This is a genomic window from Nonomuraea sp. NPDC050227 (assembly GCF_044459705.1).
Taxonomy (GTDB): domain Bacteria; phylum Actinomycetota; class Actinomycetes; order Streptosporangiales; family Streptosporangiaceae; genus Nonomuraea.
The window spans coordinates 499,703-526,090 of sequence record NZ_JBITJF010000007.1; the positions used below are offsets into that span (position 1 = coordinate 499,703).

Consider the following 26,388-nt stretch of genomic DNA (forward strand, 5'->3'; position numbering starts at 1 on the left):
CGGCCTCGGTCAGTCTCGAGTTGGACAGCATGAGCGTCGTCTCGATCTCCGGTGGCGGACTCATCGTGCTCCTCCCTTCCGTGCTGTCGGCGCGCTCGTGAAGTCGTAATTGGCCAGGAAGCCGGGGAGGTCGTGGTCGAGTTGGATCGAAGCGGCTGCCAAAGCGGCGGCGGAGCTGCCGGCCACGGCCACGCCGATGCGGCAGGCTGCGAGCATTGACGCGTCACTGTCCCCGTCGCCGAAAGCAATCACGCGCGTGAGATCAGGTTCGCCGAACGCGGCGGCCAGGTGCGCGGCCAGGCTGGCCGCCTTGCCGGCACTGCGCGGTCGCAGCACCGTGGCTCCGAACGGACGGATTACGTCGACGTCGACCTCGCTACCAACGGCCGTACATAGGTCGGAGTGAGTGCCGAATACCGTCACCCGCGTGGGCCGGGCACTTTCGGGTGGCAGCCCCACTCTGATGCCGACACGGGGCAGTTCGTAGGCCATCGCGAACGCGGCCGCGGCCCGAGCGCTGCTCGCGTGATGGGTACCCCGCCACTGCACGACCAGATCAGACTGGCCCAGGCCGAGGAGGGTCGCCACGGTGTGCGCCGGTAGCACTCGTCGGTAGTGCAGGTTGTCGTTGGCGCGGTCGTACACCACGTCGCCCTCGTCCAGCAGGACGCAATGGTCCCAGAGTTCGATCGTGTTCGCCGCTAGCGCCAGCAGCAGGAAGCTCTGGTACGACCGGCCGCTGATGATGATCGGGATCAGTCCGCTGCCGCGCACGCGGCGTAGCCCGGCGTCCAGGCCGGCGACGAACCGTCCGGAGCGATCGAGCACGGTTCCATCGAGATCGAAGGCGGCGAAGCGCAAGGTGCGGGTCTGCTCGGCTGCGGTCGTCAACTCCCATCCCCCTCAGCCAGGACGGCCACAGACTCGACGAACTCGGTGAACCGGCGCAGTCCTTCCGACTCGGTCGCACCATAGCGCGGGCTCTTGAACAGGAACGGGCACACTGGGTCGAGCACGCCCGCGTGGCCCTGATCCGCTGCGACCTTGGCGAGTCTGATGGCATTGGCCAACACTCCAGCGGCGTTCGGGCTGTCCTCGACCTCCAATCGGATGTCGAGGACAAGCGTCGAATCCAGCACCGAGGTCGCCTCGATGCGGATGAAGCACGCTTTCGTGTCGCCAAGGTAGGCGACATACCCATTGGGGCCGGCCGAGACGTCTCTCGCGTTGATGCCAGCGGCGTTAAGGGCGTTGCGCTTGGACCGCAACTTCCCGGCGGCCCGCTGCGTGTCGGAGAGATTGAGGAAGTCGCTGTTGCCGCCGATGTTGAGCTGGTAAGTGTTCGTGATGGCCAGATGGCGGGACTGCAGCAGCTCCAGCAAGGCCGTGTGCAGGGTAGTCGCCCCCAGATGGCTACGCAGATCGTCGCCGAGCAGCGGTGCGCCGTTCGCCTCGAACAGCGTCACCAGCTCTGGCTCGTGCGCTACGGGCTCGGGGGTGGCGTTGACGAAGGCCACCCCGGCCAACGCAGCGGCGCGTGCGTACGCTTGGACGGCAGCGGTGGCGCCGGTGGGCAGGACACATACAAGCACGTCGGCGCGCGACTCGACCAGCCTGCCACGTACATCGTCTATCGAGACGGATGCGCACTTCTCGTGGGGTTCGATCAGCCTGCGGAGGTTGCCGTCGATGCCGTCTAGCACCGGGCCACATTCGACTGTCAGCCCCTTCGGTTCCACATGCACATGAGCCACGGCGGCAGTCGGCATCTGGAAGATCGCTTTCGCCAGATCCAGGCCGATCTTGTTGCGGTCGACCTCGAAGACGGCAACAAAGCGGACGTCCGCCAGCCGATAGGGGCCGATCGACGCGTACATGATGCCGGGCATGTCGGCGTCGCTCTGCCGGGCAAGTTCTACCGCCTGTACCAAACTTGAAGCGCATGATCCGACCCCGGCCAGCGCCACCCTCACCTCGCGGCCGATCATCGCCGCCCTCCGGCGGCTGCGTCCTCCATAGTTCGGGCTGCTGGGCGCGAGGGCGGCCGGCAGCGCGTGCCGCGCTCTGGTTGTAATGTCATCTGCGGATCCCTTGCGGTGTCGGGGTGATGCTCGGTGATGCGGTGGGGTGCTGATCGACACCGCCGCGCCTAGCCAGGTGCTGATAGATGCTCTCGGTCATCGCCGTGTCGGGCACAGTGGCGTCGGTGGTGGCCATGTTTATGATCAGATTCGGCGGCCTTGTGCCGTGGTCGATGCCGCCGGTGTCGGAGACGATGCCTTGAGGGGCGGCGCTGCGTCGGCAGGTTTCGCTGATGTGCACCTTGTAGCTGTTCCACATCGACTCGCTGCCCTTGGCCGCCCAGCGCGCATTCAGGTCATGGGGCAAACTCAGCCAGCATCTGCCCGATGGCAGGCCCTCGCCGCCCTGGTTGAGGTCCTGGCGCCGTTCGATCACCTGCCGTCCCCGCCGGTCGGCGACGCGCGCATAGTTTTGGAACACGATGCGCGGCACATCGACGGCCGGCAGGTGGCGCCGCCAGGCCGGGGAGAACGGCGCACATACAGCCTCGATCAGCGCGTACCCATCGGCCTCATAGACTCGCGCCAGTTCCTCTTGCTTGGTCTTGGAGGTGAGCCTCCGCCAGGAATCGGCCCGCAGCCGATAGCGTTCGGCCCAGCCAAGCGCCTCCAGCACCCGCTGCACCCATCCGGGCGCGGCCATCGCCAGCGCCTCCAACGCACCACGCACGCATTCCCTGGCCGACTCCACCCGATTCACATCCCGCACCGCGAAGACCACATGGGTGGAGGCGGTGCACTGCTTGCCACCCGCGGCCAGCAGCAGATCCAGTCGGTGAGGTTGGCCACCCGCTGCGGCACCGTGATCACTGCTAGCCGTCCTGGTGATCAGCTTTGGCCTGTCTTCCTTGCCGAAGGCACCTGCGAACGCCTCATCAGCGAACACCTCGCCGAGCTCATCACGTACCCGCACTGGTAACGGCACCTGCCGTTTACCTCGGCAGATGGCCCGGATCGCCGCCGCGACCTCGGGCGCCAGTTCCGGCCACGGCATCGGCTGTATCGACATCACCGCTTCCATCCGTTCCGGCAGGCAGGACGAAGACAACCACGACTGCTGCCATGCCGTTCATGATCAGGAGATGGACTATCAGGTCGTGAACTCAAGCCACCAATCCGACCTAACCAGCAGAGTCCTACAGGGTCTGCGGCACGCAGGCGGGCCGACTACGCCATGATCAGGACGTTTCCGATCGACGGCGACCGGATGGCGTACCCGTCGAGTCCTCACTGACGACCGCAAGCAGCTCACAGATCATTCACCAGGCCGTTGCCGCTGGAAGTGAGGTTTGTACCACCCCGTGCAACTGCCGCGTGGCCTCAGTTGTACGCGGCTGAATCATGCGCGTTTCTGCTCCGCCTTCCCATACAACGCAGCACGGACTCCGCATCCCCGATGTCCATAAGCCGAATCCTGGGCCCGGTGCGCGAGAGAACGCCACGTGGACTCGTAGGCTGGATCAGTCAGCCAACGAATGGGCCCTGTGAGCCCGCTCGGGTCCATACTGATGTGGGACTCAGCCGGGAAACGGCCTCGTCCGGCAGTTGATCAAGGGTCACGAACTGAAACCCTTCTCTCGCACCTTTGATGAACGAAGGTAAGGCCGCCATGGTCAGCTGCGACCAAGAGTGGCAAACAATCACCGCAGGGCCCCCTACCTCCCGTGTGCCGGCCGCCATGGCATGACAGACCTCAGCGGTCGTAGCCGTACAGTCCCAGTCCACGGGATCAACATTCCAGTAGACATTTCTGAACCCGGACGCAGCCAGAAGCCCAAGCACATGTGCATCGTCCGAGCCACGGCCGAAGGGCAGCCGGAACCAAGGCAGTGGATCTCGGCCGGTAACATTCTTGACGATCTTGTGGCCACGAGAAAGGTCTGCGTCGATGCCCTCGTCGGTGAGATAGGTATAAGCAGTGTGCCACTGGGAGTGAAGACCGATGAGGTGCCCCTCCTTCGCGATACGCCGGGCTATTTCGGGGTATGCGGCAGCCCACGAGCCCTGAATGAAGAAGGACGCCTGTATTGCCGCTTCACTAAGGCGGTCAAGGGTGGCCTGCACGATGAGCGGGTCGCCATTCGGCTGATCTGGGTGCTCGACGTCGAACGTAAGCGCTACATCTCTCATGTTGATCCCTCCGGGAGTCGACCTATTCCGCCCGCAGGCCCAGACTTTCAGACGGCTGCAGAGCCTACGGCATGCCATCACGCCCTACAGCCACCCATCACGGACCCCGGAGGCGTCAAGCAGCTTCCCAACTATCAGCCGCTCAGGTAACTTCTTGAGAAGTCCTGGGGGTGTCGTGCCGTTGGGATCCCGATGCCGCCCCTTTCTGGGGTGCCGCGTGCTCACGAAGCACCTGCCTCAAGCCCGACAGGGGGCCACATTGTCATTCGGCGTTGACTACTTCGAAGAGCGCTACAAAACATCCTCCGACCCGTTCCTCTTCGAATCCAGATGGTATGAAGAACGGAAACGCCGAATCACACTCGCGGCACTTCCAGATCAGCGGTACGATAACGCTTTCGAGCCTGGCTGCGCAACGGGTGTGCACACACTCGAGTTCGCGCGGCGATGCAAGAGGGTGCTTGCCGCGGATTTCTCCGAATCGGCACTGCAGCATGCTCGCAGACGGTACGCACAGGAACAGGACGTGGATCAGCTCGGGCGAGTGGATTTCTCCAGATTGGAGCTACCTCGCGACTGGCCAGATGAGAAGTTCGATCTCATTGCAGTCTTGGAGACACTCTGCTACTTCGAGCGCAGCGATTACCGAGAATTCGTCACCAAAACCGTCGACAGCCTCATAGAGGGGGGCATTCTCCTGCTCGTTCACTGGCGTCCTCACGATGATACGCCGTTGAGTGCCGACGAAGTTCATCTCGGTTTTGCCGAACAGCCGGGCCTGACTCTTCTCAGCCGGCATGAGGAACAATTTCTTCTCGAAGTATATGGCAAGGGATCTGCCGAGACGTTCCGGTCCAGGCCAGGGCTCGTTGCACAGGTCGAAGTTCGCCAGCAACGAAGCGCCCCTGCGGCCATGACCAGCGACCGATGAGCCGCATGGCCGGCCCGCACATTCGATCGTGTTCAGCTGCTTGGCAAGTGCACCGGGTGCTAGATTGGCGAATCTGCGGCCACCGGTGGATTCGGCTGGCATTCAGCTGCCACAACGTCAGCCTTAGAGGTCAGCCTGTGGGCGGCGCCGCGTTCAACTGCGGCCGATTCTCACTTGAACAGTAGCGCTTGACAGAGGCCGTCACACAGCGGATCTCTGCCGAACATTCTCCAGGCCCGTGTGCAGAGAGTATCCAGACCGTCTCGAAGGTCAGTTTGTTCCAATTGGCCGTCCCGTCGACTGTCTGTTGCCGCGCGGAGACCCGAGGGCAGGGCCAGGCACGCATAAGCGAAGAATATGGTGAGCGACTGATGTCGGACAGTAAGTTGAGTGTGGTCATTGTGCAGCAGGGCGTATGGGACATGCCTCTTGAATCCGTCCCTCTGGCAGCCGGGTATCTCAAGGCCACGGCCATGGCCGACGAAACGGTCTGCGCGGCCACAGCAATAGAGATTCAAAATTTTCGTGGAAAAGTGACGCATACCGAGATGGCGTTCAAGCTCTTCCGCCAGGAGATCCCCGATGTTCTTGCCTTCTCGGTGTTCGGCTGGAACTTCTCTGCGTTCAGCGCGCTGGCGGCTGTTTACAAGCGGCTCAATCCCCAAGGCCTGGTCGTTTTCGGCGGTACGCACGTGTCCCAGCAGGCGGTACGGGTGTTTCGCCTGTGTCCGGACGTCGATATCGTCGTGAACGGGGAGGGAGAAATAACCTTTCGAGAGCTGCTCAGGGCGAGAACAGCCGGGACCTGGACCGAGTCGCTGCCACAAATCGCGGGAATCTCGTGGAGGCGTAAAGACGGTCTGGCCGTCACCAATGCCTCACGCCCGCCGCTGAACCAACTCGATGTCATCCCTTCTCCGTATCTTACAGGCGCGATCGACATGATCGACGCGGCAGGGCAGTTTCGATATGACGTGGCACTCCTCGAGACCAATCGTGGATGTCCGTACAAATGCTCTTTCTGTTATTGGGGAGGCGCGATAGGTCAGCGCGTCCGAGCCTTCTCCCGAGAGCGGCTCCGCGCCGAAATAGAGATTTTCGCGAAGCTTGGCGTCCATACGATCGTGGCTTGCGACGCCAACTTCGGCATGCTGCCCATCGACGGGGAGTTCGTCCAGGATCTCCTGGAGGTCAAAGAGACGTACGGCTTCCCGAAAGCCTTCGAGACCTCGTGGGCGAAGAACAAATCCGCCCTGTTCTATGACATCGTCCGCAAGATGAAGGACGCCGGCCTGAAGAGCTCCTTCACCATGGCGCTCCAGTCACTGGATCAAGAGGCTCTGCGGCTGATGGACCGTAGGAACATGAGGCTCAACAAGTGGAAGGACCTGGCCGCCTGGCTGCAGGACGAAGGCCTCGACTGCTATGCGGAGCTCATCTGGGGCCTACCGGGCGAGACCGTCGACTCGTTTCTCCGAGGCTATGACGAGCTCTCGGAAGTCGTATCACGCATCGCCGTCTATCCGCTCATGCTCCTGCCGAACACCGGGTTCAGCGAGAAGAAGGAAGAGCTTGGCATCATTTCGATTCGCGGCGACAGCGACGACTTCGAGTACGTCCTGGCCCACCGGCATCTCACGTTCGACGAGAACCAGCAGATGCTGCACTTCCTCTTCTGGGCTCGTGTTATCGCCGAGAATGCCGTTCTGCGCCATATCTGGGCGCCGCTCAGGCACCTGGTGGGCATAACGCAGTCGCAAGTACTCGACAATATCTGCACCTGGGTCGAGAAGAGCGATGATGAGGCGGTATTGCCCTTGCGTGACATGGCTCGGCGTGCACATGGTGGCGGCGCGCCGGCCTACGCCGCAGCCATCGCTTACCTCTTCGTCGACCCTGACGGCACACGAGCACTCGAGAAATGGTGGAGTGCCGGACTGGCGCCATTGATTCCCGCCACGTTCAGACCTCTGCTGGACGAGGTGTTCCGCTATGATCTCCTCACCCGGCCCGTCTGCCCGACGAACCCGAGTTCTGTCGGCACCGCCCGTGGCCCTGATCTGCCCATAGTGTGTCTCAACGGCGTTGACCACTACGTCAGAGCTGGCATAGACCTCGATTTCGACGTTCCCTCACTGCTTGCCGAGCTGCGAGCAGGGAGGGAGGTTTCCTCGGCGCCGAAGAAGACGCGAATCGACCTCTATTACAAGACGGGCGCCCTGAACTCGGTGCTCTCGACCAACCACGAAGAGATCATGCATTACATGGGCGTTGTCACTTCCCGAACCGGTCTGGCGCGCGACCAGGAATTCCAGGAAGGCAATTGAGATGGATGTGATGTCGTGGCCGCTGCCCCCCGCGGAAGAGTGCCGCGAGAATCCTTTCATCGTCGCGATCGCCCAAGTCGCTAACAAGGTGCTCATACCGAATGCCCAGCTGGTCGACCAAGGAGCTATCCCTCCGTCGCACCTCACAGCGCTCGCCGAGATCGGGGCCTTCGGCCTGGGCGGCCCGACGGCCTTCGGGGGAACGGACGTGCCCGCAGCGGTCATGCGTGAGTTCATGGAGATTCTCGCCGGTGCATGCGCGTCGACCTGGCTGACCGCTGGGCAGCATTTCCCGGCGATGCGGATGGTCGCGGATTCCCCCAACGATGCCCTGAAGGAGCAGATACTGGGGAAGATGTGCTCCGGCTCAATCATCGCGGGCGCGGCCGTGTCACATCTTCGGCGACCCGGGCCACCGGCCCTTGTCGCGGTGCAGGAGGAGAACGGTTGGCGAATCACCGGAAGGACCAACTGGTATACCGGGTGGGGGCTCAATGACATCTTGGTGATCGGTGCTCACACGCACGACGGCAGAGTGGTCTTTTTGGTGATAAACGCAGAAGAGCAGGATTGTCTACGAGCATCCGCTGATCTGCCACTTGCGGCCATGGGTGGTACGCGTACCGTGAGCCTGTGCCTGGATGGCGCCTTCGTGGAAGAGGCGAGCGTGGTCGAGGCCGTCGGCCTGGAAACGTGGCGCGAGCCCGATGCCCTGCGCCTGATCAACGCCAGTCCCGCTGTGTTCGGCATCGCCCGGGCAATCCTCGCCGCATTGCGAGATCGCGGCGTAGAGCATGGACAACCGCGCGTCCGCGGGACGGCAGATCGCCTTGTCGGCCAGGTTGAGCACATTCGGAGCCGGGCGTATCACCTGGTGGATCACTCACGTCCCGATGAAGAGATCTCCGAGAAGATCAAGCTGAGGAATAGTGCCCTTTGGTTGCTGAACGAGATCGCGTTGACCTACCTCAGCGTCTGCGGGGCCTCCGGCATGGCGCGTGACCATCCAGCCCAGCGCTGGGCTCGCGAGGCGCTGTTCTTCTGCACTGTCCAGGGATCCACGCCTCAGGTTCTCAGGGAGCGCGCCGATCTTCCCGTGAACCTCAGCATCAGTTGAGCTCAGCTCGCCGCGGGTTTCCCGCCGAGACGCGGATCGGTCCCGATGCCATTGACGAGCCCGCTAGCTTGATGCGGCGATACGAGATTCCCCAGTTCGTCCATCGGCTGGGTGCCGCCTTGATGCCTCCCACGCGAGCATCTCGCGGGCGGGGCGCCTGCGAGACCAGACCGGCCTGCCGATACGCATCGTGGATTTGGGGCGGCGGATTCGCCAAGCGCCACGCCGGCCCGGGCAGAGTCCCGCCCGCGTCTGGCACGGCGTCCGACCGCCCGGCCCCGCCAAGGTAATGCCGCACGGAACGAAAGTCGTCTCCGCGGCCCGGCTCCGGCTGTCACACGAATCGAATCACCGCCGCTGACACGAAACGGAGCTGACATGATGAAGGCGATCGCGACCGAGCTGGTTCCCGTGCTCGCGCAGCACGCGACGAAGACGGATGCCGAGGCCGCGTTTCCGCACGAAGGCGTGCAGGCGCTGCGCCAGTCCGGCCTCTTCGGGCTGCTGGTTCCAGCCGGGCACGGTGGCATGGGCGGCGATCTCGGAGACCTGGTCGATGTGGCGGCGCTCCACGCCAGCGGTCGCCTGCCCACCACGATGATCTGGGCCATGCATCGCCAGCAGGTCGATGTCATCGAACGGCCCGCCGGTGAACGGCTACGCACGGAACTCCTGCCTGGTAAAGCGCAGGAGGGTTACTGTCTCGCGTCGGTCACTACTGAGCCGGCCAAGTGCGGCGATTTGCTAAGCGCGCACTCCGCGTTCCTCACTGAAGACGAGAACCTGCTGGTTCGGCGTAGCGCACCGGTAATGACGGGCGGCGAGTACGCCGACGCCTTCCTGATCACCATGCGGGCCGGCCCGGACGCATCGCGCTGGACGCAGCTGCTCGCGCTGATCCGGTCCGAGCAGCGCTCAAGTGGCATCTCCATGGACAGCGACCTGGTCCGGCACCGGCTCGCCCGCGCTCGTATCGGCCTGCACCTGTCGGGCATGTATCTCCTTCGCATGCGCGACAAGGTGCGGCGCCGGCTCGCAGGGGCGCCTCTGAACGACCGTCCGCTGCATGTCCGACTGGACGCCTTGAAGGTCGCATGTACGGAACTGACGTTCTCGGCGGTGGACCGCCTCGTGCAGCTGGGCGGGGCAATGACCAGGTACCAGCGGGATACGCCCGTACCTCTGGAACGACACTTCAGGGATGTGGGCCGGCTCTCCTCCTGGCGAGCCGACCTCCCCCAGCCTCAGCCTCGCCGACCACGGTGTGAACTCCGTGACAGCCGCAAGCCTGCTCCTTAGTCCGGAGGAGACGCCACATGTCGACCGAGAGCAGGTTCGCGACACCGACCGGAGTGTCGTCGATCATCGACTGCCTGCTGGTCCACAGCCTGACCGAATGGCCGTGAATGACCGCGGTCGTCAGCGACCGCGTCCACTGGCCTGTGCCTCCAAACCGGCCGGTATGCCGTCGCTGCACCGGCCAGTTGGTCGGCGCAGGTGTGTTCACGGCCGCAGTCTCCCGCACAGAAGCTCTTTTTATGGTTCACGGAAGGCGCAACATGCAACAGGCGAATGCCGCGGCCGCAGAAACCCAAGCCTTGATCTGGCTGGCCAAGCTCAGCCTCAGGGAAGAGGTCGGACAGCTTTTCATGTCGCACGTGCACGGTCACACGTCCACAAACGTTTCGCCATGGGCGGCGCAGCGGAATATGGCGGATTTCGGCGTGCGAGATGCCCAGGAGCTCATAGCGACCTACCACGTGGGAGGAGTGATCTATTACCGATGGGCGATCAACCTGGTGGACCCCCTTCAGATCGCCCGGCTGTCGAACGGCATCCAGCGCGAGGCGCCGACCGAGCTTTTCATCGCGATCGACCAGGAGAACGGCCGGGTGGATCGACTGGGGCCGGCGTTCACCCAGTTCCCGGGAGCGATGGCCCTGGCAGCGACGGAAGACCCGCAGCATGCGCGTGCTGTGGGACGCGTTGTCGGGAAAGAGCTCAACCGGGTAGGGATCAACCAGATCTACGCGCCGGTGTGCGACGTCCTGGCCGACGTGAACAACACGGTCATCGGCACTCGTTCATTCGGCGCCGACCCGGCTCGCGTCGGCGCGTTCGCCGCCGCCAACACCGAGGGCCTGCAGCAGCATGTCTCGGCGGTGGCCAAGCACTTTCCCGGGCACGGCGCGACCGACATCGACTCCCACACCTCGCTGCCCACGATCCAGCGGGACCATGACTGGAGCAGGCGGGACCTCCCTCCTTTTCTCGACGTCATCCACGTCGGTGTCGACGCCATCATGACCGCCCATATATCCGTTCCCGCACTGGATCGGGATGCACGACCCGCGACGCTCTCGCGACGCATACTCACCGACCTGCTGCGGAGCGAACTGAACTACCAAGGGCTGATCGTCACGGACGCTCTGAACATGGGCGCCATCGACTCGGCGGATCAATCTCATGTCGTGGCAGCGTTCCAGGCCGGCGCCGACCTGCTGATGCGGCCGTCGAATTTCCCGCGCGCGTACGATGCCGTTCTTCGAGCGGTCGAATCCGGCGAGATTCGCGAGGACCGTCTGCATGAATCGGTGCTACGGATTCTCCGGGTGAAGGCGCAGCGACGCATTCTTGGTGGTGCACCGGTGGACGTGGCAGGCGTTTCGGACGCGGTGGCCATTCCCGAGCACAAGGCGATCGCCCGGACGATCGGGCGCGAGTCCGTCACGCTGATCAGAGACGACGCCGGACTACTCCCTTTACCTGCCGGCCGATACGCGCGCGTGCGGGTGATCGCCACCTGCGACAGCCCGGCCTTCCTCGTCGCGAAACGATTGGCCGGCAAGCTCACTTCCGCTGGCCATCCCTCGGCTCCTACCGACCTGCATCACCTGCCGTCCCTGGACGACGTCAGGCGTTTGACGCGGGACGTCGAGCCTACCGACTTGGTCGTCGCAATGACGGAACGCGCCTGGATGGAGGAGCGCTTCGGGCAGCGCGAGCTCGTGTCGGCCCTCGCGAGCCTCAATGTCCCGATCATTCATGTCTCTCTCGCTGAGCCCTTCGACATCACACACCTGTCATCCGGCCTCGGCACCGCCCTCTGCACCTACTCGGCGTCCGTGCCTTCTGTCGATGCGCTGGCGGACATCCTCACCGGCCACGATCGTCCGAAAGGAACCCTTCCGGTGAGCATGGTGAACGAAAGTCCGTGAGCCGGTCCTCGCCCGGTCCCGCGGACAGTCGCAGGGGTCGAGCCCCTGGCCGGCATCGGCCGCCCTACTGGAAATTGTGGTGACGTTGCTTGCGGAGCAGGTCGTCCGGCTCGTCTCTCTCGCGTATGAGGTAGGACTTCCCCTCGTGGACGAGCACCTCGGCTGGGAAGCCGTGGCTGATGAACAGGCCAGGGGACGCGGAAAGCCCGTACGCTCCCGACTGGAAGATGCCAAGGACGTCACCGATGCGGGGCTTCGGCAGCATGACATTCCTGCCGAGCAGGTCGTTGGGCGTACAGAGGAGGCCCGCGACCTGGCAGACCTCATCGGGTCCTGCCGCGTCCTCCAAGAGCTTGATGGGGAAGTTCCTTCTCATGATGGAGCCGATGCCCACGGCGGGCAGATGGTGGTGGGTTCCCCCATCGGTGATCACGAAACTCTGCCCGTGGGATTCCTTCACCGAGCGCACCCGGACGAGATATACGCCGGCGGCGGCGACCAGGAACCGCCCCATCTCCAGGATCATCCTGGTGTCGGGGTGGTTGTAGGCGAACCTCTCGATCGCCGGGTTCATGACCTCTGCCAGCGCGTCCAGGTCGAGTGCGTGCTCGCCTTCAAAGTAGGGCACGCCGAACCCGCCGCCGATGTCCACGGCATCCAGACGTATTCCCGTGGTGGCGGCGACTTCCTCGGCCAAGTCGAGCGCATAGCGGGTGTTGGCTGCGATCGCCTGCCAGTCCAGGATCCTCGAGCCGCAGTAGACCTGGACCCCGGCCAGGTCCGCGTGCCGGAATCGGTTGGCGAGCCCCGGCTCGGCCAGCAGCGCCTTCTCGTCGATGCCGAACTGCCTCGGTTTCCCGCCCATCGCCAATCGCGCGCCCGGGGCGGACGAGGCCGGATTGATCCGCAGGAGCACCCTTTGGCGCACGCCGCGCTCGCCGGCCAGGCGCTCGATCCGGTCGAGTTCGTCGAAGGCCTCGCAGACAATGGCGTAGACATTGGCCGATATACATGCGGCGAGTTCGTCATCACTCTTTCCGGGGCCCAGAAAAATGATGTCCTCGGGTGCCGCACCGGCGGCGATAACCGTTCTCAGCTCGCCAAGAGACGAAACCTCGGCCCGCGCCCCGTTCGCGTGCAGCAGCGCGAACACGCTGATATTTGGATTAGCCTTCAGCGAGTAGAAGACCTCCAGCCGAGAATGCAGGACATTTCGAACATGAGCAAGCGTCCCGGTCATGCGGGAACCCTCATACACGTACGTGGGCGTCCCGAACTCCAGCACCAGATCGTGATAAGGAATCTCCATCACAGCCTCCAGGCCACGAAGAACCGGTTCTCGGAAGACAGCGAAATATCGTCGCCACGTCATCCTGACCTGTGACGAGCACCGGACATCGACCTCACCATGAGATATCACAGCGAGCAGGCCGTCCGGTAGGGCGGACCGGGAATACCAGCACGAGCATTCGCCCGGCCGGGGGCGCAGTTCAGCCTTCCCTGGAGAAGTCCGCATGAGTTGCCTTTTTAATTTACTGGAAAACGCCGCTCACGTTCACGGCGATGCCCCGGCCGTCGGCCTGGGCGACCAGCGCCTCACGTACGGAGAGCTGCATCATGCCGCGCTGAGGGCCGCCACGTGGCTGCATGAACAGGGGGTGCGGCGTGGCGACAGGGTCGCGATCCTGCTCCCCCAGGCCCTCGTGACGGTCCCGCTGCTGTACGGCTGCGCCCGCCTCGGGGCGCCGTTCGTCATCCTGCACGAACAGGTGCGCGGCCCTGCGCTCGATCACATCCTGTCGGATGCCGAGCCCTTCCTCCTTGTCGGCGACGATCCGGCAGTCATGACCCAGGCTCGGGCGGCCGGGGCCCACGCGGTGGGAGTCGACGATCTCGTCATGGCCACTCGCGCGCCGGTGAAGGATGGATCCTGGGCGGCACCCCTGGCCGTGGACCCGGTCTGCCTGATCTACACCTCGGGAAGCACCAGCCTGCCGAAGGCGGTGGTCTCGACCCACGACCAGTTGCTCTTCGCCGCCCACGCCATCCAATCCCAGCTGTGTTACCAGCCGGGCGACATCGTCTTCGTCTGCCTTCCGCTCTCCTTCGACTACGGGTTGTACCAGCTGTTCCTCGCCGCCCTCAGCGGCGCCTCGGTTCACCTGGCAAGGCGTTACGAGGTCGGTCCCGTGCTGGTGCGCGGCCTGAAGGAATCGGGCGCGACCGTGTTGCCGGCCGTACCGTCCATGGCCCAGAACCTGGTCCGCATGCTCACCAGGTTCGGCGGTGGGTTGCCGAAGCTGCGCCTGCTGACGAACACCGGCGCTGCCATGCCGGAAGATGTCCCGGACACGCTACGATCACTCCTGCCCCGGCTCCGCGTCCAGCTCATGTACGGCCTCACGGAGTGCAAGCGCGCCACAATCATGCCGGTGGACGAGGACTTGCGCCGTCCCGGATCATGCGGACGGGCCTTGCCGGGCACCGAGGTGTTCACGGTGGACGACCAAGGGCGGCGGCTGCCTCCGGAGACCTACGGGGAGATCACCGTCAGAGGGCGGAACGTCATGGCCGGATACTGGCGCAGCCCCAGCTTGACCGACGAACGTTTCCCCAGAAGGGACGGGCTTCTCCCCGAGTTGAGAACCGGCGACTACGGGCGGGTGGACGTCGATGGTTATCTCTACTTCTCGGGGCGTCGTGACGACATCTACAAATCCAACGGCTTCCGGGTGAGCGGCATCGAGATCGAGACGGCCTGCCTACGCATTCCCGGTGTGGACAAGGCGACGTTGCTTCCCCCCGACGGGACCAGGAAAGACGCCGTGCTGTTCGTGTCCGGCCGGCTCGACGCCTACGACGTGCTCAAACAGCTCGGCGCACAGATAGAGCAGTACAAAGTGCCGAAACGGTGTGAAGTCCTCCCGGACATGCCGATCAACCACAACGGCAAGATCGACAGGGCGGCGCTGGCGGCACTCCTGGGTTAGGCACGCGCGCCATCGGCGAGCGTGTCGGAGTCCCAGACCACGTTCGTGGCAAGGGCGCCTTCAACGAGCCGCCCCCACATGGCCCGGCGTCTCGGCTTCCCACTCGTTGTCCGCATGACAACGCCGCGCGGCACCACGAATACCATCACCCTCAAGCCGCGCAGGTGCCTGGCCACGGTGCACCCGATGTGCTCGGCGCCGGCTTCCACGCCTCCCTCGACCAGCACAGCGACCGTATCGCGACCCTCGAAAGAGCCGACCAGCGCCACGGTCTGCCGCGGCCGCGGCGAGACCCTGATCGCCACCTGTTCAACGTCCTCGGCGAAGAGCCACTGGCCGTATCGCTTGACCCCGTCGCCGAGGCGGCCGACGACGTACAGCTGCCCGCCTCGCACGAAGCCGGCGTCTCCGGTCCTCAGAACTCCGCCGAACTTCTCGATGCCGCCGTCCTCTCGCACGTACCCGGCCGCCAGGGACTCACCTCGCACCTCGATCTCGCCGAGCATGCCCTCCGCGACCGGGCCGCCTTCCTCGTCCACCACCCGCATCTCCACCCCGCGGATCGGCGCGCCACAGGCCACCAGCGTCGTGCCCGCATCTTCGCCGACGACGCCCCTGACGGGGCTGCCGAGCGCCAGCGTTCTCCCGTCCACGATCACGGTGCTGAGGTCCGCCGCGCACGCACTGCCCGTGACCGCGAGGGTCGTCTCCGCCATGCCGTACGCCGGGACGACGACCTCCCGCCGCAGGCCGCACGGCGCCAGCAGGTCCAGGAACCGGCGGACCACATGGGCGTGAATGCGCTCGGCGCCGACAACGGCCACCCGCCATCCGCTGAGGTCGAGATCGATGATCTGGTTCTGCCGTACCTTTGCCACGATGTGCGCCAGTCCGAACGCGGGCATCGCGGTCACCGTCGCGCCGTGGTCCGCGAAACACCGGAGCCAGCGCAACGGCGACCGCACAAATTCCTGCGGTTGCATCAGCCACATGTCCGACACACCTTCGATCGGCAACAGGAACATGCCGACCAGTCCCATGTCATGGTGGAGCGGTAGCCAGCTCGCGTACGAGTCGGCGCCGGTGACCTCCAGCCAGGCGTGCATGGCGGCCGTGTTCGACTGCAGGGACGCGAAGGGCACCGCGACACCACGAGGAGGTCCAACGGACCCCGAACTGAATTGGATCACGCCGATCTCTGGTATCACCGGGTGCGTGTCCAGCGGCGCGATGTCGTCTGGAATGTCGGTGACGACGGTGCATCCATGCGCACGCACGACGGGCTCGATGATCGCCACGACATCCTCCGTCGTGGCGATCGCGGACGGTGACACCATCCGGACGATCCGGTCGACATGATTCAGGTACGCCGTCCGATCCCCCAGCACCGAGGGCTGCGGCACGGGCGACGGCGTGGCGCCCAGCAGCAGCGCGGCAAAAAAGTCGGCCATGAACTCGGGGGAGGTGCGCCGGACCAAGACGACCACGTCGCCCGCGGACACTCCTGCAGCCCGTAACCGCCCCGCCGCCCGCCTCGTCAGCAGGGCCAAGTCGGCGTAGGAGTAGAAATTCCACGTGCTGCCGTCTCGGTCGAGAATTCGCATGCCACGGTCAGCCGGTGGGTTCTCCAGCCATGTCAGCAGTGCCACCCTCGTCCTCCTTCGGACCAGCCACGTGCCGGCTCAGTACGTCTCTACCTAGGGGATGTGAAGGCAGTCAATGAACATGTCGAACGTGTGTCCCAGCACCGGGCTCCACCATCGCGCTCCCGTGCGGGCGTACAAGCGTGTGATCATTCCGGACGAGCAGACTGAGATAATCTAAGGCCGCAGGCGCCGCGTCGCCTCGATGGATCGTCGGTCCGTGCGACCGCCTCACCGCCTCACCGCCTGCCGCCACGCAATGGTCAGCTCATCAATGACGAGCGACAATCGCAGAGAGGCCATTCATGACCGACACCCACGCGTGCACGTGTCACGACCATGACGCTCTCCGGCCGAAAGTAGACGATGTCGTACAACGGATGGTCGGAATGTTCGCGCCGGAGCCCTCCGAGCACGCTCACCTCGACGCCCGGCTTCTTGAGGACCTCGGGTTCGACTCGATGCGTCTGCTGGAGCTCGCCTTCAATCTAGAAGACCTCTTCACGATGGATCCGGCGAGTATGGGCGAGGCTCCTCCTGTCGGCACGGTGAGCGAGCTGTCCGAGTACCTCGCGGAAAAAGTGTGCACGAATGAGGCCACGCTGCCGGCCATGGAAGCCGTCGAGGCCGTCATCGACGCCGCCGCCCTGGACTTTCTGTAGCCAATCGTCCCTGCCGGGCTCCGCTTCACCCGTCCCCGGCCGACCGGTTCGGGCCCTGGCTAATTCGTTCCCGTCACAGCCGCTCGAAGCACGGCCCTATCCTGGCCCGGAGCCTGGTAGGGGCACAACACACCGACCGCCTTCTCGGCCTCGGGTGAGCCGACGGCGCGGCTGAGGCCCCGCAGGCGGTCTGCTAGCTGGCCACCGAGCCACTCCACGGCGACGCCGGGGATCGCGGCATCGGTTTCCGTCACCCCTCCGGGAAGCCCCAAGGATGCCCGGCACGCGGGCGATGCCAGCTCGCACACCGCCAGCAGCGCCTCGATCTCGGCCAGCACGGCCGCCAGTTCGAAACGCAGGGCTTGCTCAGCGGCCCAGCGGCCAGTGGCACGTGCGGCTCTCGTCACTCCGTCCAGTGCGACCGCCAAGCCCGCCAGCACCTCAACCGGCGCGCTACCCGACTCGGACGCGAGATCGGCGCACCGGCCGGCCAAGGCGGGGGCGTAGGGCCGCCAGGAGCGACGCGTCGCGCGGATGGGCTGCGGGTCGGCCAGGTAGACACTCCGAAGCGCTTCTGTGCTCGGATGGGCGCGCGCCGTGGTGGCGAAGCGCATCACCTGCGCACTGAGCTCGTCGAGCATGACATGACTGGTGCCATCGAACACGCCGTACAGCGGCACGTCTCGAACGAACCGGGCATAGGGCAAGGACTCGAGGAAGGCACGCGCCCCGAGCACCTGCCGTCCCTCGCCCACGGCCTCCTCCGCGAGCCGGCAACAGACGTACTTGGCGGCAGCACCGAAATACCCCGCCCCGGAGCCGAAACGATTGCTCGCATATGCGGCCTTGACGGCCAGGGCCGCGATGACGACATCAAGGACCATCATGCGAACGAGATGCTCGGCTATGGCACCCAGCGACACGATGGGACCGCCGTACACGTTGCGCGTTCTCGCGTGGTGCAGCGCGAACTCAAGCGCTCCGGAGACCGCCCCGGACGCGAACGCCGCGACTCCCCCATGCGACAGCATCAGACTCTTCTGGACGATGGCGAAGCCATCCCCGAGCCTGCCGACGACCGCGTCGTCCGCCGCCCACGTGGCGCGGAACCGCACACCAGAGATGTCCGCCGCCCGTACCGGCATGGTCCGCCACCGGGGCAGCGGCTCGACGGTCGCATCGCGTTCCAGCAGGAAGAGGGAGAAGTCGCGAAGCCCGGCCAGCCGCTGCTCGGCTGGAGGTCCTGGGCGGGTACGCAGGAACGCCATCAGCAGGTCGTGCTCTGACCCGCCGTTGATGAGATGTTTCTCTCCCGCGAGCGTGAAACCGCCGTCGCCCCGCCGTGCGGCGGCCTCGTTGCGCAACAGGTTCGAGCCGTGGTCCAGCTCGGTGAGGAGCATCGCCGCGGACGCCCCGGCACGCACGCGCCGGGCCACCAACCCGCACTGCTCGTCGCTGCCCGACAAGTACACGGGCAGCAGCGCCAAGCTGGTGCTTCCGATGGAGACGGCAAGGCTCCCGCTCCGTCGCGCTGTGAGCGCGTCGAGCGTGTTCAGCTCCAGGCAGTTGGCACGGTCCGGCACGAACAGCTCTGCCAGGCCCCGGGCGCGGAGGTCACGGATCACGGCACGCGGATACGTGCCGCACCGCTCCGCCTCGTCGAGCGCCGCCATCGTCGACGGCCGCGCCAGATGATCCTCGATGTCGCTCAATGGCGCGGTACGGCAAATGTCGTCCCGCATCAGCCGCTGCCAGGCGATCACGCCCTGATCGGTCATCGGCCGGCACCCGCCGAGCGTCTCAGCAGGGACAGCTGGTCCAGGTGCTCCCGCACGCCCTCGGTCAGCAGTTGCAGTCTGGCCAGATTACTGATGATTTTCGCGAACATCAGCCGGCGGAAATCACACATCACCGGATCCTTCATCGCGAACTCCACTCCGGCCGCCACATTGATGTCCATGCGCTCCCATACCTCTTCGAGCCGGAACCGGCGTGACATGAGCAGTGCCGACTCCTTGATGAACTCCTCCCGATCGGCCTTCTCCCGGCTGCTCAGCTCGTCGGACAGGCCCTCCAGAGCCAGCACTCCGAACGCCACGTGCCTGGCCTCATCTCGCGCGACCAGCCTGGTGATCTGCCGGATGATCGGATCGAACCTCGAGACCTGGCTCATCCTGAAGACGGCGAGTGCCAGTCCTTCGACGATGATCTGCATGCCGAGGTAGATGATGTCCCAACGGCTGTCGGACACGATGTTCGACAGCATGGTGTGGAGTGCCGGGTTGATCGGGTAGCTGTGCCCGAGCCGCTCGAGGTACATGGAGAACGCCTCGACATGCCGTGCCTCGTCAGTGACCTGGCTGGCGGCGTAGAACTTGTCGTCGAGGTCGGGGACGGTCTCCACCAGGCGGGCGGTCGCTAGGAGCGCCCCCTGCTCGCCATGAAGGAACTGACTGGTGATCCAGGCGTGATACTCCCAGCGGTAGTCGTTCCACAGTTCCGCCGGTACGGGGCAGTTGTCGGGGCGGCGCGCCTGCACCGCCCCGGTCGTCAGGCTGTCCACCAGCGGGGCGCCGAAGTGCAACTGCGGTGTCCAGTCGATGTCGGTCACCGCATTCCATTGGGCCGCCTTCCCCTTCTCGTAGAGAGCACGCAGCCTCGGCTGCTTCGCCCCGTAGTCCCAGGTGAATCTCGTGATGACCAGAGATTCGACGACAGTCGATCCGTTCCCTTCCTTCACCAGGACTCCCTGTCCTCCCTCAGCCGAGTGTCACCGGATCACGCGGGCGATTCCTTGACGTAGGCCCGGGCAGTTCGGACAGGGCCGACGAAAGGATCTGCAATGCCTGCTCGACCTCGTCGGCGCCCGCGACCAGCGGCGGCATCAACCTCAGCGTGGTCGGCCTGCTCATGCACGGCGACACCAGAAGCCCGCCGTGCGCGAGCCGTACGATCAGCTTCGCAGTGAGGTCCTCGGAGGGCAGGTCGAGACCCCATAACAGGCCCTTCCCCCGCACTCCCTCGACGAGGTGAGCGTGCTCATGCCGCAAACGAGCGAGCCCTCGTTCCATCGCGGCGGCCAGCACCCGCCCCTGAGCGGCCGACGCCTCGATGGCTTCGAGCGCGACGGGCAGGGCCGCGCACGCCAGCGGGTGTCCGGAGAACGTCGCCGAATGGATGGTGGGATCGGCGAGCAACGGCGCGTACAAGCGCTCGCCGCACACGGCGGCCGACAACGGCAGCACGCCCCCTCCCAGCGACTTCCCCAGCAGGACGGCGTCCACAGGGAGCCCCGCCTCCAACGCGAGCGAGGGCTCGCCGCAGCGGCGAAGACCGGTCTGGATCTCGTCGGCGACGACGAATGTCCCGTGCTGGGCCGCCGCCGCGCACCATGCGCGCATCACCTCACCGTCCAGCGGACGAACGCCGTTCTCGCCCTGCAACGGCTCGAACACCAGGGCCGCCACGTCTCCCGCGGCGCACTCCTTCGCCACGGCGTCCGGGTCGTCAGGTGAGACGTGAACCACCGGTGCCAGCACGTCCTGCAACCCGCCGCGATAGCGCTCATGATGCGTGAGCGCCAGCGCCCCGAGGGACTTGCCGTGGAAACTCCCTTGCACCGCCACGATCCGGCTCCGTCCACTTGCTAGACGCGCGAGCTTGATGGCGGCCTCCACGGCGTCCGCGCCGTTCGCGCCGAAGAAGACACGGTTGAGCGCGCCACCGAGATAGGCGGCGAGCGCTGCAGCGGCCGCCGCGGTCACCGGGTTGGTGAGCAGCCGGGTGGCTGTCGGCATGAGGTCGAGCTGGCGGTGCACGGCGTCCAGTACGTCGGGGTGTCGGTGCCCCAGGATCGTCACCGCGTAGGACCCGAAGTCGAGCGCGCTCCGCCCGTCGGACAGTTCCACGTGGCACCCTGACGCACTGACCTCTACGGCCCCGTTGCCTGTCAGCCGGCCGCTGAGTGCCTGCTTCGGCGATAAATGGCGTTTCACGTAGGTGAATGCCATACGTGCGGCCGCAGAGGGGGCAGCGGCGGTGTGCATTCCTAATTCGCCCAAGACAGGCCCTTCGAAAGTAGGGAAAGCAGCTCAGGGTGTACACGGGCGAGCGATTCCAACACCTCAGCCACCTAAACAGCCTTCCAGGCTGTTTGACCAGCACGAGACAAACCCCTTTGGGCAGAGGCGCCGACGCGGCTCGTAATAATAATCTGCCTACGGATGAAGAACGGGGCAATGTTCCCCGAAGGTCATCGTGTTCGACTGATTCGGCAGCACCAGTCGAACGGCCTCGCGATGTGGAATCAGTCCCGGCGCAGCCGTCTGGTTCGTACCTCGGCGGGAACGGGCTCGCTCTCGTGTGCGACTACCCACGTCGGTTCATCGCCAACGCGCACCAGCATCGTTCCCGGCGAACGGAAAACGGGCCACTCACGCGCGTCAAGCAGCCCCATGTCGACCATCAACCTGATCAACACCGGATCGATCGGCACCCATCGGTCCCCCACCAGAAACTCCGCCCAGTTGTGGCGAGAGGAGTACGGCGGGGCGACGATGAATCCGAATGATGGCCGGACCGGCACTCCATGGCGACGCCCCTCGCGCACCAGGAGCTCGGTCGTACCGCGGCAGTCGGACAGACCAGTCCGCCGGATGAAGCCGAGATCTGTCTTGAGCGCTTCCGGGAGGTACATGAATTCGAGCCCCTCCGTGACCTCGAGGATGTACCGGCTTTCTGAGGGGAGTAATGGCCATCCCGTGTCGAGGGACAACGTGGTCTTGTACGAGCCACCGCCGCCAGCCGCCGGAACCTCGCACTCGGCGTGCCCGCCACCCGGTAGCACGAATCTGTAGCGGCAGGCCGGTCCGTGACCGGGCGTGGGGCAAGCCGCGTAATAGAAGATTTCATAGGTTCGCGCCTGACCACCCGATTGGCTGAGGCTGGCCGCCCAGAACCGCCGGGCGGCCAGCGCGACCGGACCGAACCCGAGGCGCAGGGCTACGTTACGCAGATCCATATCGTTCATGCGCGGCCCGTCGGGCCCACCATGGGCCGGCAACCCGTAGGCCAGCAGGCGTTCCAGAAGCTCGTGGGTGAAGCGGTAGCCCCGTATCGCGTCGTCCATCGACATCGTGAACGAGCGCGCCTTGTTGGGGATGAGCTTGAGCTTCGGGAGCAGGGCGCGCATGTGTCGGTCAAGCTCATCAGTCACGTCCATGGCCACGGCTGGCTCTCCTCACCTGGGACGGCCATCAGCAGGAGACCCGCCTGGCTTTGGCACCGTTCCCGATCGTCTATGGCAGCTGTTCATACGGCGACCTGCGTCCGCGAATATCACCGAACGTGTCCGATCGAATCGTCTGTGCGATTCGATCGGGAATTTCTTCGTCCACAAGTGCATTCATGGACAGCTCTTGCACCCTCGACGAATCCGACAGTTGTCAGACCGCTCACACGGGGGCGTGCGGTGCAAGAAATGATACATATTTGGGCGGGGACAGCCGCCCTTCATTCTCCAAGCGTCATGGACAAGAGATCCATAGGGTGACCACCCGCGTAGTGCTCGACGAATAGCGCCTGGCTGAAATGGACTACCGAGCCCAGGGAACGTCTCCACTTATAGATCCGGAGAGGTTGGAAATGGACCTGCGTCAAGCATGGCGGCAAGTAGTCCCCACGCCGCCGGAGTATCGCGAGCTGGTCGACCTCGGTCGTACTCGGCAGATACTTCGCTGCCCCCGCCTTGATCCAGCTTCCATCCCGGGTGCCATCCAGGTCGAGGACCGAACGTATTTCGACGTCCGGGACATGTACAACCTGGCCTTGTACTCCAGCCTGGGCAACACCCAGCCGGAGCTCGAGATGAAGTATCTCGGCCGCATTGTCGTGCAGTCGGATCGGACCCGCGCGCTGCGGTTCAACGTCGCCATGAGCGCCACTTGCCCACAGGCCGCCGCATGCGAAAGCGACGATTGGGAGGCGCCAGAACTGTGTGGCAGCGCATGGGATAAAAGGATCATCGTAGCGGGCCGGGCCGAGTGGCATGGAGTGATCACACGCCAGGGCACGAGCGCGACCATCCAGGACACCCGGATCGGCGAGGTATGGCAGTACGTGCTACAGCGATATCGCTACCACTACACCCCGCCCAAACTGTCCTTAGAGGTTTCCTACACCTTTCGGTGGAACATCGGTGATTGCGTCGGCCTCTCCTTGGCACTCGCCGGCCACCTCAAGGACATCAAAAGGAACGCGCAGATGCGAGTTGGCTACCTGGTCGCCGGGCTCGGCGCCCAGAGACATGCCTGGGTGGAAGTCGTGGACAACGACGGTTTGACCAAGACGCTGGATCCCTCACTGGCTTGCCTGGCGCCCATGTTCTTCACCAAGGAGTATGCCGCGTTCTGCTTCGGCTCGACGCTGAACCGCGCGTTGCCGTTGGCGAAGGGCGAGCTTGGCGCCGTCCGCCATCGCTGCCGGGGGCTAGATATCCTACTTCGCCCGGATCTGCAGGCTGTCCAGGCAAGACCGCCCCGTCCAGCCGTCTCACCGAGCTGACCAGTTAGAGCCGGAACAGTCATCGGAGTGAAGCCGCCGACTGTCCGACCCCGCAGCGCATGCGATCGCCCGTTGAAGAGCTCGGCGGCGCGCCTATCTCTCTTCGGAGGTTTGCAGCCGCCGCTCCAGCTGCTGCGCGAACTCTGCCCATTCGGAGGCGCAGTCCCGTGCCATCTGAGCGACGACAAAGGCGGAATGGGAGGGGATCTCGTGCATGATTTCCTCCCAATCTCTCGGACCCGCCATGTGCGTGTACAGCCAGTGCAGTACCTTACGTCCATTGACGCTGAGGCGCAGTGACGGATCCTTCCGAAGACTGTCCAGCATCGAGGCGCGGTCCCGCGTCGGCCCGCGCTCACAATCTCGGGCCACGGCATCCGCGTGGCTCTTCCTCGGAAGGGGCGAACCCTCATGTCCGGCGCCGTTGTACGGCCGAGGTCCCTCCTGTTCGGCGCGCAGCTTAGCCGGAACGGGGTCTTCTCCGCGCTCCATCCGTCTCCGCACGTCCTGCACCGTCGCCGGGGAGATGCCCGCCAGCTTCGCCACTTCCCGTAATGAGGCGTCGGGCCGCTTCGCCATGATCTCGCTGGCCACGCGCCGGCCGTCGGCGCTGTTCAACGGCCGGAGCCGACCGTCGCGTCCGAGGCGTACCAGCGGCTGGGCCTCTTCCGTACCCATCCGCTGGCGTAGGGCGGCCACCCTACGCGGCCCGAGGCCGGCCATCGCGGCGATCGACCGATCAGAGGCATGAGGGTGGATCTCGATGATCTGGACCGCCGCGGCTTCCCGATCAGCGACGGTGAGTGGTAATCCATGGGTGACGTTGGCCTGCACAGCGGCGATGAAGGCCTCGCACTCGTCACCTTCGAAGAATCTGACCCTGATCGTCCGTTCTTGCTTGAGCCGCGCGGCAACCAGTCGGTGCATTCCGTCGATCACCCGCATGCTCGGCCAGTGCACGAGGATCGGAGGCAGCTCCGCCTGCGTCTCCGCGAGAACCTGCACATGCCCCGGGTCCTCTCCCTCAAGTCGCGGAGAGTGGCCAGGCACTAACTCATCGATGAGTATCCACTTAACCTCTGACTGATCACCGACGTTCTCCCGCACAGGAAGCGGATGAATCGTGGCGGCCTCGATCTCGCCTTCGGAGAAATACCTCTCGACTTGTCGACCCAAACCAATCTCTCCTCGCATCCACGCGTCCCGCAGTCCATTTTTGTCAGCCCGCTTCAGGCGAAGTCCGCTGACCTCTGATGTCTCATGTTGCGGATCAATGGCCCCCGCAATGCCGCACCAATACTCGTTCGACAGGCATGCGACAGGAAACAAGGGCAGACTGCTCTATGACATCCAGCTCGGGTGCTCGGTGCTCTCGAGCCGGTCAATGGACCCGAGATCGGCACTCCTCCCCGGGCACAATAACGCAGGCGCCGCGCCCGGCACTCCATCCACAGAATCGACGAAGGAGGTGGCACACCCAGTGCGGGGACCCCGTTCTGAGCTCCTGTCAGCATCAGCCTTACGCCCATTGTCGCAGCTTGAGCGGTCCGCCCGTGTCGTTGCCCGACTAAAGCGATTGGGCGGATAGCCTGGAGAGCTGAGACAACCTATTTCCGACACGGGGTCGGCATTCTTCTCCAGCCCAAGGCTTCCTAGCACCACTTGACCCTTTCAGAACCTGACTTAGAGAATCTCTTCACTCAAAGTCTTGGTTGACGCACGACAACCCCGCCTCAAGCACAGCAAGCCGACAGAACTTAGTGGTATTGCCGGGGACATCCCGCACCGGACGCCCAAGGTCGGGCTATAGATGAGCAGCCGGCGGAATTGTTTGCGAAGTAACATACCTGACCGTGCACACCTCCGTCACAATCCTGCGCCGACACCCAGGTTGCGGCCTTCAGGACTGTCTTCAGTTCGTTGATCCAGTTGAGGTTAACTCAACATATAACTGCTGACAACGCCACAGGAAACGGATGTTCATGGATCGCAGCTGACGTTCTCGCGCGACTTTTGGACACCCTTCGCCCTCTGATCAGCCGTCATTCGAAAGCACGGACCTCGTTCTGCGGGCGCGGAAGCGGTGCTGATCGTGCAGTCTTAGCCTCGATCTTTCATGATTAGGATGTGGTCGGCTGAGCGGCCCGGCTGAGGATTGCGTTGCGTGCTATGGGCCTGCACGTGGGCCCAGTTGTCGCGTCAGGTGGGCGGTTCCACGGGCCCGCGGGTGTCCTTTCCTGGGTCGTAGTGTCGTTTTGTGGCTGGTCAGGGTGTGGCTGGCGGAACCTGCAGGCGGGTCAGGGCGGTGAGGATGTCGCGGGCCAAGCGTCATCGGGCGGCGAGTCGCAGATGTAGCCGCCGACTGCCGCGCACCAGCCGGCCGACCACGGCGAACGGGCGCAGGCATTTGGGTTCGTAGCTTGGGCGGTGGTGCCCGTAGTGCGAGCATTTGCATCCAGGCCAGGAATTCACAGGCCAAGGCGGCGAGCTCACACCAGATCTGGTTGCGAGCGAAGTGGTGCAGCGGCAGGTTGGCCAGGCCGGTGTCCTTGGCGCACGGGATGCGGGCGTTCCTTGCGGGCGATGAAACGCGCATCACTTTGGGTCAGCCGGACAACTCAGCAGTCCGGTCAGCTCGGCCACCCAGGCGCCGGGCCATACCTGCCGCTCGGCGTCGTAGGCGGGCGTCCCTGCGGTTTCCTAGGCGCAGAACGGCCTGCTAAATCTC

The 26,388-nt window shown here is 64.7% G+C and carries 19 protein-coding genes; 8 read left to right on the forward strand and 11 right to left on the reverse strand.

Features of this window, described 5'->3' with window-relative positions:
* Positions 1-60: 60 nt before the first annotated feature.
* From ACIBK9_RS28805 to ACIBK9_RS28820, 4 genes are all read right to left on the reverse strand, one after another.
* Positions 61-891 (reverse strand): HAD hydrolase family protein, encoded by an 831-nt coding sequence (locus tag ACIBK9_RS28805; protein WP_397162045.1) that lies wholly within the window; start codon positions 889-891, stop codon positions 61-63.
* The gene (locus tag ACIBK9_RS28810; RefSeq protein ID WP_397162046.1) at positions 888-1,988 is read right to left on the reverse strand and encodes an inositol-3-phosphate synthase; all 1,101 of its coding nucleotides are present in this window, start codon (positions 1,986-1,988) and stop codon (positions 888-890) included. Before ACIBK9_RS28810 ends, ACIBK9_RS28805 begins: the two co-directional genes overlap by 4 nt.
* An 88-nt stretch (positions 1,989-2,076) precedes the next feature.
* Entirely contained in the window at positions 2,077-3,102 is a 1,026-nt protein-coding gene (locus tag ACIBK9_RS28815; RefSeq protein ID WP_397162047.1) for a hypothetical protein, read from the reverse strand.
* A gap of 443 nt (positions 3,103-3,545) precedes the next feature.
* The gene (locus tag ACIBK9_RS28820; RefSeq protein ID WP_397162048.1) at positions 3,546-4,211 is read right to left on the reverse strand and encodes a polysaccharide deacetylase family protein; all 666 of its coding nucleotides are present in this window, start codon (positions 4,209-4,211) and stop codon (positions 3,546-3,548) included.
* Between the two features lie 217 nt (positions 4,212-4,428).
* On the opposite strand from ACIBK9_RS28820, the gene ACIBK9_RS28825 reads away from it, so the two are divergent.
* From ACIBK9_RS28825 to ACIBK9_RS28845, 5 genes are all read left to right on the forward strand, one after another.
* Positions 4,429-5,142 (forward strand): class I SAM-dependent DNA methyltransferase, encoded by a 714-nt coding sequence (locus tag ACIBK9_RS28825; RefSeq protein WP_397162049.1) that lies wholly within the window; start codon positions 4,429-4,431, stop codon positions 5,140-5,142.
* A 371-nt stretch (positions 5,143-5,513) separates the two neighbouring features.
* Positions 5,514-7,469, forward strand: a complete 1,956-nt coding sequence (locus ACIBK9_RS28830) for a KedN5 family methylcobalamin-dependent radical SAM C-methyltransferase (protein WP_397162050.1) — start codon at positions 5,514-5,516, stop codon at positions 7,467-7,469.
* A gap of 1 nt (position 7,470) precedes the next feature.
* Positions 7,471-8,586 (forward strand): acyl-CoA dehydrogenase family protein, encoded by a 1,116-nt coding sequence (locus ACIBK9_RS28835; RefSeq protein ID WP_397162051.1) that lies wholly within the window; start codon positions 7,471-7,473, stop codon positions 8,584-8,586.
* Between the two features lie 378 nt (positions 8,587-8,964).
* Positions 8,965-9,885, forward strand: a complete 921-nt coding sequence (locus tag ACIBK9_RS28840; protein ID WP_397162052.1) for an acyl-CoA dehydrogenase family protein — start codon at positions 8,965-8,967, stop codon at positions 9,883-9,885.
* Between the two features lie 107 nt (positions 9,886-9,992).
* The gene (locus ACIBK9_RS28845) at positions 9,993-11,804 is read left to right on the forward strand and encodes a glycoside hydrolase family 3 protein (RefSeq protein WP_397162053.1); all 1,812 of its coding nucleotides are present in this window, start codon (positions 9,993-9,995) and stop codon (positions 11,802-11,804) included.
* A gap of 64 nt (positions 11,805-11,868) precedes the next feature.
* Here the strand turns inward: ACIBK9_RS28845 and ACIBK9_RS28850 are convergent, their stop codons facing one another.
* Positions 11,869-13,113 carry a type III PLP-dependent enzyme gene (locus ACIBK9_RS28850; RefSeq protein ID WP_397162054.1) on the reverse strand — a complete coding sequence of 415 codons (1,245 nt, stop codon included), beginning with the start codon at positions 13,111-13,113 and terminating at the stop codon, positions 11,869-11,871.
* Positions 13,114-13,318: 205 nt separating this feature from the next.
* Here ACIBK9_RS28850 and ACIBK9_RS28855 point away from each other — a divergent pair, with 205 nt between their 5' ends.
* Complete coding sequence (locus ACIBK9_RS28855) at positions 13,319-14,794, forward strand: class I adenylate-forming enzyme family protein (protein WP_397162055.1); 1,476 nt, start codon at positions 13,319-13,321, stop codon at positions 14,792-14,794.
* On the opposite strand, the gene ACIBK9_RS28860 is transcribed toward ACIBK9_RS28855, so the two are convergent.
* On the reverse strand, positions 14,791-16,443 hold the full coding sequence (locus tag ACIBK9_RS28860) for an AMP-binding protein (RefSeq protein ID WP_397162056.1): 1,653 nt from the start codon (positions 16,441-16,443) through the stop codon (positions 14,791-14,793). The two genes, ACIBK9_RS28855 and ACIBK9_RS28860, sit on opposite strands and share 4 nt — an antisense overlap.
* 299 nt (positions 16,444-16,742) lie before the next feature.
* Between ACIBK9_RS28860 and ACIBK9_RS28865 the strand changes: the two genes are divergently transcribed.
* Complete coding sequence (locus tag ACIBK9_RS28865; protein WP_397162057.1) at positions 16,743-17,099, forward strand: acyl carrier protein; 357 nt, start codon at positions 16,743-16,745, stop codon at positions 17,097-17,099.
* 59 nt (positions 17,100-17,158) lie between these two features.
* Here the strand turns inward: ACIBK9_RS28865 and ACIBK9_RS28870 are convergent, their stop codons facing one another.
* The 4 genes from ACIBK9_RS28870 to ACIBK9_RS28885 form a co-directional block, all read right to left on the reverse strand.
* A complete protein-coding gene (locus tag ACIBK9_RS28870) occupies positions 17,159-18,877 on the reverse strand; it encodes an acyl-CoA dehydrogenase family protein (protein WP_397162058.1) in 1,719 nt (572 codons plus the stop codon).
* Positions 18,874-19,839 carry a ferritin-like domain-containing protein gene (locus tag ACIBK9_RS28875; RefSeq protein ID WP_397162059.1) on the reverse strand — a complete coding sequence of 322 codons (966 nt, stop codon included), beginning with the start codon at positions 19,837-19,839 and terminating at the stop codon, positions 18,874-18,876. The genes ACIBK9_RS28870 and ACIBK9_RS28875 overlap by 4 nt, the downstream gene beginning before the upstream one ends.
* Before the next feature lie 19 nt (positions 19,840-19,858).
* A complete protein-coding gene (locus ACIBK9_RS28880; RefSeq protein WP_397162060.1) occupies positions 19,859-21,145 on the reverse strand; it encodes an aspartate aminotransferase family protein in 1,287 nt (428 codons plus the stop codon).
* 260 nt (positions 21,146-21,405) lie between these two features.
* Positions 21,406-22,320, reverse strand: a complete 915-nt coding sequence (locus ACIBK9_RS28885) for a transglutaminase domain-containing protein (RefSeq protein ID WP_397162089.1) — start codon at positions 22,318-22,320, stop codon at positions 21,406-21,408.
* Between the two features lie 422 nt (positions 22,321-22,742).
* Between ACIBK9_RS28885 and ACIBK9_RS28890 the strand changes: the two genes are divergently transcribed.
* Positions 22,743-23,660, forward strand: coding sequence for a hypothetical protein (locus ACIBK9_RS28890; RefSeq protein ID WP_397162061.1), 918 nt, complete (start codon positions 22,743-22,745; stop codon positions 23,658-23,660).
* A 93-nt stretch (positions 23,661-23,753) separates the two neighbouring features.
* Here ACIBK9_RS28890 and ACIBK9_RS28895 read toward each other — a convergent pair whose 3' ends face one another.
* Positions 23,754-24,989, reverse strand: coding sequence for a hypothetical protein (locus ACIBK9_RS28895; RefSeq protein WP_397162062.1), 1,236 nt, complete (start codon positions 24,987-24,989; stop codon positions 23,754-23,756).
* Positions 24,990-26,388: the final 1,399 nt, after the last annotated feature.

What these genes read in the sequence shown, in the direction of transcription:
- ACIBK9_RS28810 (WP_397162046.1), bottom strand. Translation starts at nt 1,988, where the DNA reads ATGATCGGCCGCGAGGTGAGGGTGGCGCTGGCCGGGGTCGGATCATGC.
- ACIBK9_RS28815 (WP_397162047.1), bottom strand. Translation starts at nt 3,102, where the DNA reads ATGGAAGCGGTGATGTCGATACAGCCGATGCCGTGGCCGGAACTGGCG.
- ACIBK9_RS28820 (WP_397162048.1), bottom strand. Translation starts at nt 4,211, where the DNA reads ATGAGAGATGTAGCGCTTACGTTCGACGTCGAGCACCCAGATCAGCCG.
- ACIBK9_RS28830 (WP_397162050.1), top strand. Translation starts at nt 5,514, where the DNA reads ATGTCGGACAGTAAGTTGAGTGTGGTCATTGTGCAGCAGGGCGTATGG.
- ACIBK9_RS28835 (WP_397162051.1), top strand. Translation starts at nt 7,471, where the DNA reads ATGGATGTGATGTCGTGGCCGCTGCCCCCCGCGGAAGAGTGCCGCGAG.
- ACIBK9_RS28840 (WP_397162052.1), top strand. Translation starts at nt 8,965, where the DNA reads ATGATGAAGGCGATCGCGACCGAGCTGGTTCCCGTGCTCGCGCAGCAC.
- ACIBK9_RS28845 (WP_397162053.1), top strand. Translation starts at nt 9,993, where the DNA reads ATGACCGCGGTCGTCAGCGACCGCGTCCACTGGCCTGTGCCTCCAAAC.
- ACIBK9_RS28850 (WP_397162054.1), bottom strand. Translation starts at nt 13,113, where the DNA reads ATGGAGATTCCTTATCACGATCTGGTGCTGGAGTTCGGGACGCCCACG.
- ACIBK9_RS28855 (WP_397162055.1), top strand. Translation starts at nt 13,319, where the DNA reads ATGAGTTGCCTTTTTAATTTACTGGAAAACGCCGCTCACGTTCACGGC.
- ACIBK9_RS28865 (WP_397162057.1), top strand. Translation starts at nt 16,743, where the DNA reads ATGACCGACACCCACGCGTGCACGTGTCACGACCATGACGCTCTCCGG.
- ACIBK9_RS28870 (WP_397162058.1), bottom strand. Translation starts at nt 18,877, where the DNA reads ATGACCGATCAGGGCGTGATCGCCTGGCAGCGGCTGATGCGGGACGAC.
- ACIBK9_RS28880 (WP_397162060.1), bottom strand. Translation starts at nt 21,145, where the DNA reads ATGCACACCGCCGCTGCCCCCTCTGCGGCCGCACGTATGGCATTCACC.
- ACIBK9_RS28885 (WP_397162089.1), bottom strand. Translation starts at nt 22,320, where the DNA reads ATGGACGTGACTGATGAGCTTGACCGACACATGCGCGCCCTGCTCCCG.
- ACIBK9_RS28890 (WP_397162061.1), top strand. Translation starts at nt 22,743, where the DNA reads ATGGACCTGCGTCAAGCATGGCGGCAAGTAGTCCCCACGCCGCCGGAG.